Genomic DNA, 17,095 nt, shown 5'->3' with positions numbered 1-17,095 from the left:
TTTGTGCCATTAAAGCATGCTCTTCAGCAAAGCAAGGGGTTGATTTTGTTCCAGGCTACTCGCTTTGTTGCTGTCGCTTCGCTTTCGCACAGATAAAACATTGTTGCTGTCGCTTCGCTTTCGCACAGATAAAACATTGTTGCTGTCGCTTCGCTTTCGCACAGATAAAACATTGTAGCTGACGCTTCGCTTTCGCTATAGAAAACATTTGTTGCTGTCGCTTTGCTTTCGCACGGGAGTCGAGTAGCCTCCACTCCAATTTGTGCAATTAAGAATGAACACTATTATAAAGTAAGAGGATTCACACACAGTTTTGTGTATGAATCCTTTTTTTGCTCTTCGGAAGATGGATGTCGATAAAAATTAAAAGTTAGGTGATAAAACGTGAAAGTTGGTAGATAAAATTCAGAAGTTGGTAGATAAAACTTGAAAGTTGGGCGATAAAATTTAAAAGTTGGTAGATAAATTTTAAAAGTTGAGCGATAACTCCTGAAAAGGTCCCGCTCAACTAAAAGTTAGATGTCATTTTGTTAAAACGTATGTCATGCGGATAAGTTGATTGGAATGGAGACTGGCAACATTATAAAGTAAAAGGATTCACACACAGTTTTGTGTATGAATCCTTTTTTTTGCTCTTCGGAAGGTGGATGTCGATAAAAATTAAAAGTTAGGTGATAAAACGCGAAAGTTGGTCGATAAAATTCAGAAGTTGGTAGATAAAACGTGCAAGTTGGTAGATAAAATTTAAAAGTTGGGCGATAACTCCTGAAAAGGTCCCGCTCAAACTAAAATGTTGGTTGTCATTTTGTTAAAGCGCCCAGCAAGAACGGAAATCACCCCCTCACTTTGCCGAAAGTCATATGTTTATACAACACCATACTCAATAGTTTTTCGACAGCAAAAATCCCCGCTTACTGTTGCAAGCGGGGATTTTCTATTGTGCTTTAAGTGGACTTAGCGTACACCTAATGCCATTTTTGCATAGCGTGACATTCTATCTTTTGACCAAGGTGGATTCCATACAATGTTGACATTTGTACTTTTTACCTCTGGAAGCTCACCTAAAGCTGTATTTACTTGATCAACAATAACAGGTCCTAGCGGGCAACCCATAGAAGTTAACGTCATTGTAACCGTTGCTACACCTTCTTCATCTAACTCTACATCATATACTAAACCTAAGTTGACGATATCAATACCAAGCTCAGGGTCAATTACATTTTCTAATGCACCTAGCATGCTGTCTTTCATATCTTGATCCATCTGTATTTCTCCTTCCGTCACAGTGTTAACTTAATCATAGCAGATGCATCTTATTATGCCAAATGCTGAGCAAGCCATTCAGTTGCTGCTAACATACCATCTCGTGACACAGCATGGCCCGCTTTTTGATTAGCTAAGAATTTTAAGTTTTCTGGATTTGTTTTATAATATTTTTGTAAAGTTAAATAAAAATGATACGTATCATTGAAAGGTACAGTTTTATCTAATTCCCCGTGCCAAAATAGGACAGGTCGTCCTGCAAATTTTTCTGGTGTTAGGCTGATATCGTATTTAGCTAGAAGCTCATTCGTTTGTTGTACTTTTTCTTCGGACATCGGCAAATTCACACCGCTTTTAGCGAATTGCTGTAATTGATATTCCGCTAATTTAAGAAAACCTGGTGCACCCATACATACAGCTGCTGTTTGAATCCAATCATAACGTTTTAAACAGCCCGATGTTACAATTCCGCCCATCGATGTACCAGCTACGCCAATTTTATCATTCACTAATAATTTTTTATTCTTTAATTCATTATATAATTGTTCCACTTCATGAATAGAATTTAAAACAATATCCCAAAAATGTAAGCTAAGTTGCATCTCAGATAGGCCTTCACTACGGTCGCCATGTAATTTTGCATCTGGTAATAGGACACGCACCCCTCTGCCTACTAATTGATATGCATAATGTAAGTTATGTTCTTTTGCACTCGTGAAACCGTGTAAAAAAATCACTACCGGGGTTTCTTCATTCATATTTTCCGTATGTATATGTAATAAAGGAATATTTCCCCACAATTCTTTCTCAACAATCATCTTTGTCACTCCCAATTTTTGTCTCATCTTTATGTTAGCAAACTTTTCTCACTGTGACAAAATTTTGACGAATGGTTTACAAAGCGATACTATTCAAATTATAGAAAGGGGCAATAAGCTATGAAACCGCATTTAATCGTTTTGGACTTAGATGGTACGTTATTAACGGACCAACAACAAATTTCAGCTAAAACTAAAAAAACATTATTGCAGGCAAAAGAACAAGGCCATCAAGTTATGATTGCTACAGGTCGTCCTTATCGTGCGAGTGATATATACTATCACGAGCTTGGCCTTACAACGCCCATCGTGAATTTTAATGGTGCTTACGTCCACCATCCAAAGAATGCTGCTTGGCAGACTATGCATACTCCTATTGATTTAGGCGTAGTGCATAATGTCGTCGATTCCATCAATAGCTATGAATACGAAAATATTATTGCAGAGGTTAAAGACGATATTTATGTGCATACAGAAGATGAACGGATATTAAATATTTTTAATATGGGGAATCCAAAAATTACTCTTGGAGATCTCTATACCCATTTACTTGATAACCCAACTAGTTTACTCATTCAAGCTAATGAAGCAAATTCCATGATTATTCGTGATCATTTACAGGCTGTTCATGCTGAGGTCATTGAACATCGTCGCTGGGGAGCTCCACTTCACATTATAGAGATTGTTCGCCGCGGCTTAAATAAAGCAGTGGGAATCGCTCATGTAGCAAAAGATTTAGGTATCCCACGCGACCGTATTATTGCATTCGGCGATGAAGATAACGATTTAGAAATGATTGATTACGCTGGCATCGGTGTAGCGATGGGCAATGGCATTCCTGCTTTAAAAAATATTGCCAATGAAATTACCACAACTAATAACGACGATGGGATCGCTAAAATACTCATTGATCGCTTAAAATTAACCTAATTAAGTAAAAGTTGTGGGCATGTATGGAAGTGGATTAGAGACTATGATCAACATCCTTTTGGCTCAAGCGGCTCATCCTACTCCCCTATGAAAGCGCTCAGTAAAAACGAAAATCAACCATACATTATAGTGATGAGTCATTTTTTTAGTTTACCTTTAAACAGACCTAGAATGGGTACCTATTGTATAAAGTTGACATTTTTCATTATTCCTGGTTTGCAATTATACTGAAACGCTATATGATAATATATCTATATAACATTTTATTAGGAAACAATCAGCATAACATCGTTGAAAGTGAAAGCTCGACACTTTTTCACCTGTTATGTAGTATAGGTATAAGAATGTTAAATTAGGGGGACAAATGATGAAAATTTTTACTGATAGTGGATGCGATTTACCAAAGTCTTACTATGAAGAAAACAATATTGAACTACTTCCACTACGAGTGCAATTGAACAATAATGAATATGATGATGTTATTTCAATTGATTCCAAAGAAATTTACGATGCGATTCGTCAAGGTGCTCGCCCAAAAACATCCCAAGTATCACCAGAGCTTTTTCTTAAGCATTTTGAAAATCTAGCAAAAAATGATGAAGAAGGAATCTATATTGCCTTTTCATCAGAATTATCGGGCACCTATAATACGGCAGTCATGATTCGCAATCAAGTACAAGAGCAATATCCATCCCTTAAATTAGCGATCATCGATTCTAAATGCGCTTCACTTGGTTTTGGCCTAGTAGTCGAAGAAGCTGTTCGACTTCGAAATACAGGTGCTTCATTAGAGGAACTCGAAGCAAAAATTACAGCTCTTGCCCCACAAATAGAACATCTATTTACAGTTGAGGATTTAGATTACCTCGCTAAAGGTGGCCGTGTATCAAAGGCAAGTGCATTCCTTGGGGGGCTTCTAAGCATTAAGCCTATTTTAAATGTTGAGGACGGTAAGCTTGTGCCGATTGAAAAATCCCGCGGACGCAAAAAAGCCATCGCTCGCATGTTAGATTTAATGCAAGAACGTGGAGATAATTTTTCTGAGAAAATTGTTGGGATTAGCCATAGTGATGATGTGGAATTTGCCAACGAAGTAAAAGCTTCTATCCAAGAAAGATTTTCACCAATGGCCATTCAAGTAACAATGATTGGATCAGCTATCGGCTCACACGTAGGTCCAGGTACAATTGCCATCTTCTTTACGAATAAAAGCTATCAAGCTTAACAAAAACCCCCTCCGCACTTCATGTGTTGAGGGGGTTTACTAATCAGTGGAGCCTCCACTAACTAATGGTTTATGAAGCATCTTGCTCTTTACGTCGTACTTTACCTCGTCTAATAATAACAACTACAAATCCTATGAATAGAACCCATACTAATCCTAGCGCTACCATATAAGGTATATTAAATCCTTCATCATCTCTAACTTGATAAATTTCTACCATTTCACGATTCAATATAACCGGATAAACGTCTTTTTCATTAATACGAACTTTTTCTTCATGTATAATACCATTTAACATTTTACCTTCCCCAAGCTGAGCAGGTGTTAAATCAACGCGCTGTGTTTTACTAGTGTTGTTAACCATGATGACCCATTTCTCTTTATCAGAGGTACGTGTAAATACAAGTAGGCCATTTTCATTTGTAATAACTTCAAAATCACCGTTGCGCAATGTCGCAGATTTATTACGTAAAGATTGAACATTTTTAATATATTCGATTAATTCATCATCTGTTTTAAAATTGAACATTTGGTGCGTATCTGGCTTTGTTTCCCCGTTCATCGCAATTTCTGTTCCATATTGCACAACAGGAATTCCCGGCATCATAAATAAAGCACCCATTGCCATTTTTAAACGTGTTGGTGGAAACATATTTTCTGCAGCTGAATCAAATGTAAAACGACGCGTTTCTAGCGAATCAACCATAATCTGAGTGGGTTTCTCACCTGAAACAGGTTCCATCAATTTAGAAGAATCCATATCAACATTTTTAAAGATATTACGGTAAATATCCGCTGAAGCTTTAGAAAAGCTTGCATCAAAGTTTGCATCGCTTTCTTCATTAGAAATCACATAGAGCGATTTCTTCGTATCTTTTAATGCCTTAATTACCGCATTGATAAATTCTTTATCAGCCCCAGCAATATTTGTTAAACGTACTCCCCCAACATCATATGTAGAGACAAAATCTGTTGCTGATTTAATAAGTGCATCTTGTACATCTTTGTTTGCTAAGTCCCACTGTACTTGTCCATTATTTGTTGAAGTAATCCAGTCTTTTTTCGCTGGATCCTTTGCCCACTCATGATTCGGACTTACATTGTTTAGTGGAAAATCAACCATAATCGATACATTTTTAGCTTTATAGGCCTCGATGACACTCTGAAACTCATCAGATGTCCCAAAATGACGCTCAATTGTAGAATAGCTCGTCGGCATCGACCCATCATATTTTTCTGTAGCAAAGATCGGACCAATGGAAGCGATTGTAAAGCCCATCTCACCGATAAATTTAAGTTTATCCTGTAAACCTGCAAAATCGCCTCCTGCAAATTTAGTAGGGTCTTTCGTATTTGTATCAAAATCGTTAGTGCCCGAACCATTAAAGAAACGGTCAACGAGTAAATCATAGATGCTTTCTTCTGCAATCGTTCTTGTCGACGCTTCATCAGCATGTGCAACTGGTGTAGCACTTACTAACGAAGTTGCTAGTAACAGCGATGCAGCTGTCGCACTTATCCACTTCTTGAATTTCACTTTTATTCCCTCTCTTTCAAACCAATCCAACGTCATTTTACCAAATAAAATAGTCGCGTCGCTATGATTTCAAAATATTTTCTGAAATTGCAAAATGAATTACGGCAAAAAGGTGTCAACTTCTCCTATAAATTCATTCGGAGGCTTGGTCGGGGGGCTTTAGCAGTTTTCGAGTTACCTGAGCACTTCTTCGACCGATCTGATCACTTTTCTGACGTACCTGATCAGTTTTTGGTGTACCCGAGCGCTTTTCTGGCGTACCCGATCACTTTTCTCGTCTACCCGAGCGCTTTTCTGGTTAACCCGATCACTTCTCTGACCTACCTGAGCACTTTTCCGGTTAACCCGATCACTTTTCTGACCTACCTAAGCTCTTCTTCGGCTAACCCGATCACTTTTCTGGTCTACCCGAGCGCTTCTCCAGCGTACCCGATCACTTTTCTGGTCTACCCGAGCGCTTCTTCGGCTTACCTGATCAGTTTACCTTCCTCAAAAAATAAAAGCCGTGAAGCGAAATCTTCACGACTTTTTCAAACAATTATGCTAAGAAATCTTGACCCATTGGTAATTTGAAGCCTAGGAACAATGTAATGAATAAGAATACTGCAAATAAAATCCAAAACATGCCTGTTGGTTTATTTTTCTTTTGTCGAACTAAAACCATTTCCATCATACCAATAACTAAAATACCACCTAGGAATTTAAAGCCGTAGAGCATACCCATATTGAAATCCATGCCTTTAATGAATAGTGCCCCACCAGTAATGATAATTAAAATGTAGAATAAACGTAATGTCATATGTAAGCCTTTTGACTGCTTGCCCATTAATGCTGCAATTAAAAAGATTACGATTGCAACTACCCAAGTAGTAATATGCAAATGCGTTTGGCTAGTTAAGAAACTCATTATTGTCCCACCTCATATTCTTTTTTCTATCAAACTCTATCCTACCATGTGATGGAAAGGGTTTCAAACATTACAATAGTGTTCATATAATATACATTAATTCCCTCGGCATAATTACGTCCGAATCAGCTGTAATAAGTTAAAAATCCGCGGAGACACACTCACGCGGATTTGAAAAAATTATTCGAAATGATTCACTAACGTGCCGATGCCTTGGATAGATACTTTCACAGTATCACCAGCTTTTAAGAATTGTGGCGGATTCATGCCTTTGCCAACACCCGCTGGAGTACCCGTTAAAATAACATCGCCTGGCTCTAATGTTACGTGCTGAGATAAAATCGATACTAATGATTCTACAGAGAACATCATATCTTTCGTTGAGCCGTTTTGACGTACTTCGTCATTCACTTTTGTTACCACTGTTAAATCTTGTGGGTTCGGAATTTCATCTTTTGTTACAAGGTAAGGTCCAAGTGGACAAGTTCCATCCAAGCTTTTTCCTAAGAAGAATTGCTTATGTTTGTCTTGTAAATCACGAGCTGTTACATCATTAGCAATCGTATAACCAAATACATAATCGTATGCTAAGTTTTTCGGAATATTTTTACCACGTTTGCCAATGACAACGGCTAATTCACCTTCATAATCCATTTTCGATGAAAGATCAGCATGGATAGAAATTGTTTGCCCATCTGCAGCAATAGCAGTCGGAGATTTTGTAAATACCATTAAATCTATCGGTGCTGCCTCTGCACCCATTTCTTTAGCATGTTCATCATAGTTTTTCCCAATACACATAATGTTTTTTGGCGTACGTGGAATCGGTGATAGCCACTCGATTGCTGTAAATTCACGTTTGAAGCTATCAGCACGATCTGATTTTTCAGCGGCTTCTACTAATTTACGAATCTGTTCAACAAAATCAAAGCCTAGTGCAATACCATCTACAATTGAACTTGAAAAAGAAGGGAGAACTTGAAGTTCATTTTGAATAGCGAGTACATCCCATACCGCTTCTTCTTTTTTTACTTTTGGTCCAAAGCTTACATGTCCACCTAATTTAAACGATAAAATTTTCATGATTTTCAGAGCTCCTTCTTTTTTTTACATAATACAACAAAATTATAGAAATTGCCTTACTTTTGCGATAACTATTTTAATTCATAATAATTTGTAGGCTCTTCACCGTAACGTGTGGTTGATTTCGTTCCGACTGGGCGCTTTGCCGCTGACGCTTCGCTTTCGCGCAGAGCAGAGCTTCCTGGTGGCGTCCAATGAGCCGCTTCACTCGCGTTGCTCGCTCCAGGGTCTCGGGGCAACACGATGTTGGTCACGAAGGCGTTATCACAGGATGTGATGCTCTTAGCCTTCGTTCCTCTATTGCTAATCCCCGAGGAGTCGCCCAGTCTCCACTACAATCAACTTATTTACAAATGCTATCCCAAACTTTTTATAATGAGCCAAACTGTATATTCTTAATTATACAAGACGTATTCAGTAACTATATGTTGCCGGCACGCTGAAAATAATTAACTTGCTTTAGTTTTCGCCTTATAAGTTAACTTGCGCCATAAAGCCTCTAACGGGCCTTGTTGCCATTTCGCTAGCCAAATTTCTGCTACAATCATTTGGACAATAATGATACTGACTGCAATTAACACGCCTGTTGTGACGCTTACTTTTCCATACCAGCCAAATCCAAATTGATAAAATAAACATGTGCCAATGATCGATTGAAGGATGTACATCGTTAACGACATGCGCCCCATTTTGGCAAAAGGACTTAATAACTTTGATACAAATGGAAGTAAACAAAGTACAACAATAAGGCCCGTATAGCCAACTGCTAAAATCGGACCACCTATGTATACCTTCAAGTAGTCAAATAAATACGTACGCGTAAACAAGACCGGTAAGCTCTTAATAAAAATACCAGCTGCTAACCCAGCTATTGCTAATACTAGCCAAAGCCATTTTAATTCCCTCGCTCGCTCCACTAAACGCCATTTAGAGGCCGCAGCACCAATCAACATAAATGGTAAAATTGTAAATAATGCCACGAACCACATGCCGATCCCAGCCTGAACAGATAAATCGGTTAAACGTTGCATAAACGCATCCATCCAGCTCCCTGTTCCGTAAGCAGTTATCGCTTGCTCTACCGAAGTAATATCTAAATACTCATCTATTTTCATCGTAAAATGAATATACCCTACAAAAAATAACATAAACACTTGCATAACACCGCTAATCATAATACCGATTGATAATAGCCAAACCGGTTGTAAACGTAGTAAAAGCAGTAAAAATATGCCGCAAAATGCATACATCATCAAAATATCGCCCCACCAAATGAGCACGGCATGGATCAACCCAAATACAAATAAAACAGAAAGTCTTCGTAGTCCTATCGTATAAAAATTTTGTTCACGACTTTGTGCTTTCTGCCATTGCATCGCAAGCCCATAGCCAAATAACATGGCAAACAGTGGATAAAAGCTACTTTGTACATAAATATCCAAATTTTGCTGCCACACTATATCTGACGGTGTTGTAAACCATGATGCCAAATCAATATATGGCATTGGCAAATAAAAGGCAAACATATTAACGAGTAAAATGCCTAGCAAGCTAATACCTCGTAAAATATCTAATGTTGCGTTGCGTTCCTGCAACATTGTTGGTTTTAACTCCACAAAATAGCCTCCCTATCTTATAACAATATGGTGAAAACAGGGCGTTAAGAAGTAGCCCTGTTTCACCGAGTGCACTTATGCATATAAAGCCTGTTCAATATCGAATAAATATAGAACCTTATCACTCACTTTGATGTGAAGGATAGATTCAATCGCTTCACTATAAACTCTGAGTTGGACACCATATCGGTTTATAAGTTCCTTCGTTAATGCTGGTTCCTCCGCAAAATGGGATTGGATACGATCTGTCTTATAATCAAGCAAGATCCATTCACCATTGTCATCCTCACATAAGCAATCAATAATCCCTTGTACAATTTGAGCGTCGCCATCTTCATCTACTCTACTAATCGTAAATGGTAGTTCTCTCCGGATTGTTTTCGCATTTTTAAAACGTTGTCCAATGTCTGTCGTAAAGAAATTATATACCTTTTTACACGGAACGACCTTCCCCTCGGCCTCGGTCAGAAGTTGCCTTGCTACTAAATCAGTGACAAACTCCTGAACCTCCTGTACATTCATAAAGCCGTTTTGTGGTACATGCTGCATGACTGTATGGACAGCTGTTCCCATTTCTGCACCTGTCAGCTGTTTGTCCTGTAAAAACGTTGGACGGGGTGCAACAGTTGTCGCTTTTTGCTTAGAAGGAACTGAAAAGTAATATTCCGGCTCCTCCTGTCGCTGTAGATTTTCTAAACGCTTTATTTCACTGACAGATGTTTTTGAGCGTTTTTGTGTTGATTTTTGAAATGCATATTGTGCTTGAAAGCGCATCGTAATTTCTGACAGCAAAGCTTCGTCCTCTGGCGTTTCTAGCAACGGCTGTACCTCATCCTCTAACGCCTGTATATCATACGCATAATGACTTGTATCAACAGCACGTACCCACCAATGCGATACGTCTTCACATGGCTTATAAGCGGAAGAAGTAATCGATGCAAAATCTTCATGTCTAGCAACTGCAGGTCCAAGCCAATCAAAATAACTATTCGCTCTCGCGCGTAAATACTCCTGTAAAGGGGCATCTGTTGGTAAACTTTGAGCATCTTGCCAGTTATCGAGCGTTTTACGCCAATTTTTCACGGAGCCTACTAAAATAAGTCTCTCCTTCGCACGTGTCATCGCTACGTATAAGACACGCATTTCCTCCGCACGCATTTCAAGCTCCTTTTTCTCCTTTAGCGCTAAAAATGGTAGGGATGTATACGTAATACGGTTTTCTGGATCAATCGCCTTCACAGCAAGGCCAAAATCTTGATCGAATAAATATGGATTATGGAAATCCATTTTATTAAACGGTCTCCCCATCCCAGCAACAAAGACAACTGGGTATTCCAAACCTTTTGAAGAGTGGATCGTTACGAGACGGACAACATCATCCTTTTCTCCAATCGATTTAGCTGTTCCTAAATCATCCCCACGCGTACGCATACGATCAATAAAACGTAAAAAACGAAATAGTCCACGAAAAGCTGTTTTTTCATACATTAAGGCGCGGTCATGCAAAATGCGTAGGTTAGCCTGACGCTGCTTACCATTCGGCATCGCCCCAACCATCTCATAATAATGCGTGTCTAAATAAATTTTCCAAATTAAATCTGACAGTGAACCACGTCGTGCCAAATCCCGCCAGTTTTCAAAGGCTAGCATAAATCGTTGAAGCTTCACAAAAGTGTCAGACTGCACACCATGCCCATCACTGCGAATAAATTGCCGTAATGCATCATAAAATGGCGCTTTTTTATCAGCTAGTCGAATTTTGGCTAACTCATTTTCTGTTAAGCCAACGAATGGAGCGCGCAGCACTGATGCTAAAGGAATATCCTGATATGGATTATCGACAACCTTTAGTACATTCAACATAATCATGACTTCAAGCGCATCAAAATATCCTTTAGAGGATTCCGCATAGAGCGGGATTCCCGCAAGCTTAAATTCCTCGACTAAGTCTGTGGACCATGTCATGGAACGCATTAAAATTACAATATCACTATATTTTAACGGGCGTTCTGTCTTCGTTTTTGTATCGAAAACGGTTGTTCCTTCCTCCATCATCTGCCGAATACGCTCAATAATAAAACGTGCCTCATACTGTGATTTTTTTAATTCCTCTAATTCAGAGGCGTCACTTACAGTATCTTCTTGCTCTTCATCCAGCTCCTCGTCTTCAGGAGGATGCATGATGACTAGCTCTACCGGAACTTCTTGGTCGTCATAGGGTGCTGCCGGCTTTAATGAAGCATTTTCATCATAAAGAATTTCCCCTACACGCTCACCCATAATTTGTGCAAATACATAATTTGTAGCGTTCAACACTTCTTTTCGACTACGGAAATTAGCGTTTAAATCTATACGCATTCCCGTTAAATCTGGTGCTTCTAGAAACTCACTATACTTGCGCATAAAAAGCTTCGGTTCTGCTAAACGGAAACGGTAGATACTTTGCTTGACGTCCCCAACCATAAAAAGATTTCCATCTTGCTCACTACCTGTTTTCACAAGCTGTAAGATGGTTTCTTGAAGCATATTTGTATCTTGATATTCATCAACAAGAACTTCTTTAAAATGGTGCTTTAAATCAAGAGCAACCGGTGAAGGCTGTAATTCGCCTTCGACTTCTACAGTTAATATTTGCAAGGCAAAATGCTCTAAATCTGAAAAATCAATAATTCCTCGTTCTAACTTTGCCATGCGGAACTGTTCACTAAACACATTGGTCAATTCGACTAACGTTCCGATCGTCGGACCCATTAATCGAATTTCTTCAAGCAAGCGCGCAGGAGTCCGAACGAAATAAGTCTCTTTAAGCTTGTTCACAATTTTTTTAGCTGCTTCACGTTTTTTCTTGGCAAGCTCCTGTAGCTCCACATCCACTAAAGCATCCTTTGATACACGCTTTAAAGTTGACCATTTTACCGTTCCAAAATAATCAAAAAGTTCTTGCCACGTTCCTTCACGACTAATGCGAATACCTTCCTGAATCATGGTAAAATCCATTTCGGCGGTTTCAGCATATGGTGCAGGTCCCTCGGGCTGTAGTGTAATCGCACGCATTTCTGAAATTAATACGAATGCCTCCTCAAGACTATGCTTGACTGTTAACTTCACATATTTCGACAGCTCTAAATCATCAATTGTCACGTCCGCTGCTAAGTCATATGTCTCTGGTAGACTACGAAGCCATTTTTGAGGCTCTGCATGCACACGGGACGTATCATAAAGCTTGCTTATTAATGTTTCTATTGCTTGATCATCACGATCCGATGTAAAACTATCAACAAGACGATAGATTGCCTGAACCTGTGCCTCATCTTCAGAATCGTAAGCATCCTCTAAAACCTCTGCTAATATATCATCCCTTAGCAAAGCAACCTCTGCCTCATTCGCTATACGAAAGCCTGGGTCAATATCTAGCATATAGGCATACTGCTTAACAATGGCTAAACAGAAGGAATGCAACGTTGAAATTTGCGCTTTATTAACGAGGCTTAGCTGACGTCGCAAATGGTTGGAAGTTGGATTTTCTGCAATAGCCTTCTCAAGTGCCTCCGCCATACGGTGACGCATCTCAGCAGCGGATGCATTTGTAAAGGTTACGACAAGTAACTCGTCCACATTGATAGGGTTCTCTGTGGCAACAACCTTTTCAATCATGCGATTAATGAGTACTGCCGTTTTACCGGAGCCTGCCGCAGCCGATACAAGTGTATCCTGACCACTTGCATAGATGGCCTTCCACTGATCGTCAGTCCATGTCACTTCCGCTGGCTTTTCAGGTATTTTTTGTACCAACTTACTTCATCTCCTTCCGAATTTTCTCGACGATATCATTCGGTTTTGCTTGTTGTAACTGACGATAGCTTTGCTTACCATCAGATGGGTCAAATTGACAAACAGCTGTAAATTGACAGTAGTCACAGGCTGTTTTTGTTTTCAGTTTATAAGGACTAATAGAGGTATCCCCTGCTAATATCCCATCCCCAGCTTCTTGATGCTTGCGTCGTACAAAATGCTGTAGATTTTTCATATCATTAACAGGGACGATGCGTGACTGAGATTCTGACGGTGTCCCATCTTTTTTCATATAGACAGGAATAATTTTTGAATGCCCACTCGATTCCTCTAATTGCTCGTCCATCGATAAAATGGCCTCCGCATTTTCTGACAAAAGACCTTTCATTTTGTATTGTTTTAAACGATCTTCCTCAATTTCGCTGTCGCTTAAATCCTTATCAAGCTTAAGCATTGGGTTGTGTACATGTACATACAGAACCCCAGCTGGCTCCGTTTCACCTGGTAGCCAATAAGAGGCATTTTCCATTGCTACATCTAAATACGTTAGTACTTGTAGAGACAATCCGTGGTAAACCTCATTCAAATCTAAATCACGTGCTGATGATTTATAATCGACGATCCGTAAATAAGAGCGGTCATCAATAGACGCACTATCCACCCTATCAATACGACCCCGCATAAACATTTTCTGACCACCTGTTAAATCAATTTCAAGTGGTGGTAGCTGTTCATTTTGTCCCGGCCCAAATGATGCCTCAATGGCAATTGGCTTAAAGTGAGATACATTGGCATGCTGCGTAAGTGCCGTCATTGTTCGCTCGACAATACGAATAAGCTTGCGTTGAATGTAACGATAACGCGCACTTGACAGTAAGATTTGATGTGAAAATACCGGCACAATTTGCTCTACGGCTTGTCGTGCTAATTGTTTAATTTGCTGCTGTGTTAAACGAATCCATGATAGTTGCAGACGGTGGGTCTCTTCAGTAATCCATTTCAATGCCTCATGGAATAAATCACCCATTGCAAATGTTTCTAGTCTGTACTCTGCCCGCTCTTCTAGATGAAGCCCATACGTTGTAAAATGTGAGAATGGGCATCGGAAATATTTCTCAATACGCGACACACTCGAAGTTAACTTTTGACCATACAATTCCTGCGTAATGTAGTTTTCTAATGGCTCTGCTTCATTTTTATGTGTGATTGGATGTAACACTCGTTCATAAACAAGTGCCCAATAAGGGTCCTGTTTATAAAATTTTTGTAAAGCAAGCCACTCTGGCGCTAGCTCCCTGCTATGTTCAGCTTGGCGTTTTTGCACCATTAAATGTGCCAAAGCTGTACGAGGATGACGAATATACGGCATAGCATTTTCATCCAGTAATTCAATTGGATCCATCACCACTCGCTCGACTTCAACACCGCTCAATAGGCCTGCCGTTTTATCGTTGCCGATAATTTTCTTGATATAGAGTGAGGACAATAGCGCCTTGCCCTCTTCATCTGCCGTTGGGTAGGACATATATAATTTATCGGAGGGTGTCGTTAAAGCACGATATAACAAGAAATTTTCCTGCAGCAAACGATTTTTAGATGTTGGCGCAAGCTCATAACCAATTTGACTAAACCATTCACGTTCAGTATCTGATAGCAATCCCTCATAATCCATACGTGTTGGATAGACTCCATCATTCATCCCTAAGACAAAAGCGACTTTTATATTCGATAAACGAGCTAAATCAACTGTCGCTACCATAACCTCATCTAATGTAGGCGGGATACGCGAAAATTCTAATGTATCAAAGCCCTCATCTAAAATTTTCGCCGCTTCCTCTACGGACATCTCCTGCTCACCAAACATATAAACAAATTGATCGAGTACTGCAATCCATTCTTTCCACGCTTGATCATGCTCACTTGCAGCTAATGCGTCTCCCCGATCAAGTTCACGGTCCTTCATTGCTTGAAGCTTTTCATAAACATTTAAACCCTCAATCAACTCAAATAAAGCTGTCGCTACGTCTCGGCATGTTGTCGCTACTTCCAGCTTGTCCTGTAATACTTTAAGCGGTTGACGAACTTCATCACGAATAGCCTCGATTTCTGCCTGCATCGCCCGTTCTTCGTCCGTTTGCACCCGTGAATGGAATTCAAGTCCACGATACTTTTTGAAAAACCAGCGAGCCTCCTCAAACCAGCGCTCACCAAAGATACCCTGTGCTAAACAATAATTTTCTAAACGATCCGCACGTTCTCGCCAAACATTTAACTCAGCATGTAACGGGAAAAATAAATCTGTTTTCACACTACGAAAAACCGGTTCATATTTCCAATTGGAAGTAATAACCTCTAAAGCAGATCGACTAAGCTCAATTAAAGGATGATGCAGCATCGTCTTTTTCGAATTTGTAAAAATAGGAATATCATATTGTTGGAAAATTGTTGTAATAAGTGGGTCATAGATTTCTGCTTGTCTATAAAGAAGTACGATATCTTGATAACGATACCCATTCTCTCTTGTCAACTTTGTTATTTCCCGGGCAATGGCATGTATCTCCGCACGTCGATTAGATGCTTCAAATACCATGACATCACCTGAAGTTTCTTTCGTTTGAGGCACCATATCCGCAAAGTTATTTTCCATATGTTGTAAATCCCTCGATTGAAAACGATACGTATTGTAGAAATGCAATGGTGCATCCACTTCAATGCCTTCTTCATAGGCAATGTCGTGTAAACGTTGGTTCGTAGAAGCGGCTTCATGGAATAAAGATTGCTCATCATACACTTCTTCGATATGGTCAAAGGGCAGAACTACAGTTACCTGTTTCGTTACCTTTAATAACTCTTTTACAAGCTCTAATTCTCTTACTGTAAATGCTGTAAAACCATCTATATAAATGGACGCCTGCTTCATCGTCTCAGAGTGTTTTAGTTGCTCGGTTAAAATTGGATAATATCCCTCACTATCGACATATGTCGTGCCAAGTCGTTCCTCCAAAGCTTGTAAAACAACTTGTAAATCATTCGTCTTCGCTTGCAATGTATTAGGCGCATCAATGGCCTGCAAAGAGGCTGTCACGTCCGCTAACACCGTACTATTTACACTATAACGACTAAACTCTCGTAATAACGATTCAATTTCCTCCGTAAAGCCCCGTTTCCCAGCTGCTTGTCGAAATAACGAAAACTCACTTTTTTGTTCCTCTAAAAGTTTACGAATAAGCATTCGATAGCCATAGCCGTTTACTTCTTTTCGAGCAATACCACCCGTTTCCTGTAATACTAGCCATGCTAATCGTTTAAAGGTCATGACCTGCGCACGGATTAAGCCTTGTAAACCATGCTTATTCGTAAGCTCATACTCCGTTGAATACGACATCTGGTCAGGTACAATCACAAAAATTGGATGACCTAACGGATCTGATTTTAGTTGCTCGACAATCTCCTGATGAATAAACGTTGATTTACCCGTCCCTGAACGTCCTGATACAATTCGCAATGTCATGTACTTTTCTCCTCCTGTTAAAATCTATTTAAAAAAAGTGATAGTTGTTGTGAACATTTGGGCTTGGCTGGGTCTACCTGAGCGTTTTTTGCACTGACCCGATCACTTTGCTGCTCTACCTGATCACTTTTCGCACTGACCCGATCACTTTGCGGTCCTACCTGATCACTTTTTGCACTAACCCGATCATTTTGCTGCTCTACCTGATCACTTTTCACATTGCCCCGATCACTTTCCTACTCTACCTGATCACTTTTCACATTGCCCCGATCACTTTCCTACTCTACCTATGCATTTTAAATATTTTATCTAAGCGCTACTCAATGTTTTTCGAGTATTGCATACCATTTTGTAAAATCAATTTCGCTTTGGCGTAATTGTATCTGACACACAGAAAATATTTTCTGCATGAA

12 protein-coding genes are annotated in these 17,095 nt (G+C 39.5%); 2 read left to right on the top strand and 10 right to left on the bottom strand.

Going from position 1 to position 17,095, the window contains the following annotated elements; genetic code table 11:
* Nucleotides 1–55: 55 nt before the first annotated feature.
* The 3 genes from MWJ95_RS06045 to MWJ95_RS06035 form a co-directional block, all read right to left on the bottom strand.
* On the bottom strand, nt 56–268 hold the full coding sequence (locus MWJ95_RS06045) for a hypothetical protein (protein ID WP_249104764.1): 213 nt from the start codon (nt 266–268) through the stop codon (nt 56–58).
* Between the two features lie 686 nt (nt 269–954).
* Nucleotides 955–1,263 (bottom strand): metal-sulfur cluster assembly factor, encoded by a 309-nt coding sequence (locus MWJ95_RS06040; RefSeq protein ID WP_249073409.1) that lies wholly within the window; start codon nt 1,261–1,263, stop codon nt 955–957.
* A 53-nt stretch (nt 1,264–1,316) separates the two neighbouring features.
* Nucleotides 1,317–2,081, bottom strand: a complete 765-nt coding sequence (locus tag MWJ95_RS06035; protein WP_249104762.1) for a prolyl oligopeptidase family serine peptidase — start codon at nt 2,079–2,081, stop codon at nt 1,317–1,319.
* A 120-nt stretch (nt 2,082–2,201) separates the two neighbouring features.
* Here MWJ95_RS06035 and MWJ95_RS06030 point away from each other — a divergent pair, with 120 nt between their 5' ends.
* Together MWJ95_RS06030 and MWJ95_RS06025 are read left to right on the top strand one after the other, a co-directional pair.
* Nucleotides 2,202–3,011, top strand: a complete 810-nt coding sequence (locus MWJ95_RS06030) for a Cof-type HAD-IIB family hydrolase (RefSeq protein ID WP_249073411.1) — start codon at nt 2,202–2,204, stop codon at nt 3,009–3,011.
* 367 nt (nt 3,012–3,378) lie between these two features.
* Nucleotides 3,379–4,236 carry a DegV family protein gene (locus MWJ95_RS06025; RefSeq protein ID WP_249073412.1) on the top strand — a complete coding sequence of 286 codons (858 nt, stop codon included), beginning with the start codon at nt 3,379–3,381 and terminating at the stop codon, nt 4,234–4,236.
* A 70-nt stretch (nt 4,237–4,306) separates the two neighbouring features.
* Here the strand turns inward: MWJ95_RS06025 and MWJ95_RS06020 are convergent, their stop codons facing one another.
* The 7 genes from MWJ95_RS06020 to addB form a co-directional block, all read right to left on the bottom strand.
* Entirely contained in the window at nt 4,307–5,773 is a 1,467-nt protein-coding gene (locus MWJ95_RS06020; protein WP_249073413.1) for an alpha-amylase family glycosyl hydrolase, read from the bottom strand.
* A gap of 538 nt (nt 5,774–6,311) precedes the next feature.
* Nucleotides 6,312–6,680, bottom strand: a complete 369-nt coding sequence (locus MWJ95_RS06015) for a YisL family protein (protein WP_249104760.1) — start codon at nt 6,678–6,680, stop codon at nt 6,312–6,314.
* Nucleotides 6,681–6,860: 180 nt separating this feature from the next.
* Nucleotides 6,861–7,763 (bottom strand): fumarylacetoacetate hydrolase family protein, encoded by a 903-nt coding sequence (locus MWJ95_RS06010; protein WP_249104758.1) that lies wholly within the window; start codon nt 7,761–7,763, stop codon nt 6,861–6,863.
* 71 nt (nt 7,764–7,834) lie between these two features.
* Complete coding sequence (locus tag MWJ95_RS06005; protein WP_249104756.1) at nt 7,835–8,017, bottom strand: hypothetical protein; 183 nt, start codon at nt 8,015–8,017, stop codon at nt 7,835–7,837.
* Nucleotides 8,018–8,212: 195 nt separating this feature from the next.
* On the bottom strand, nt 8,213–9,379 hold the full coding sequence (locus tag MWJ95_RS06000) for a DUF418 domain-containing protein (RefSeq protein ID WP_249104754.1): 1,167 nt from the start codon (nt 9,377–9,379) through the stop codon (nt 8,213–8,215).
* 75 nt (nt 9,380–9,454) lie between these two features.
* Nucleotides 9,455–13,171 (bottom strand): helicase-exonuclease AddAB subunit AddA, encoded by a 3,717-nt coding sequence (gene addA, locus MWJ95_RS05995; RefSeq protein WP_249104752.1) that lies wholly within the window; start codon nt 13,169–13,171, stop codon nt 9,455–9,457.
* Between the two features lies 1 nt (nt 13,172).
* Nucleotides 13,173–16,682, bottom strand: a complete 3,510-nt coding sequence (addB, locus tag MWJ95_RS05990) for a helicase-exonuclease AddAB subunit AddB (RefSeq protein WP_249104750.1) — start codon at nt 16,680–16,682, stop codon at nt 13,173–13,175.
* Between the last annotated feature and the right edge of the window lie 413 nt (nt 16,683–17,095).

Origin of the sequence: Lysinibacillus sp. Bpr_S20 (genome assembly GCF_023337835.1) — a bacterium.
In the GTDB taxonomy this organism is placed as follows: Bacteria; Bacillota; Bacilli; order Bacillales_A; family Planococcaceae; genus Lysinibacillus.
The sequence above is the reverse complement of the archived record's forward strand: the minus strand, read 5'-3'. Positions and strand labels throughout refer to the sequence as shown.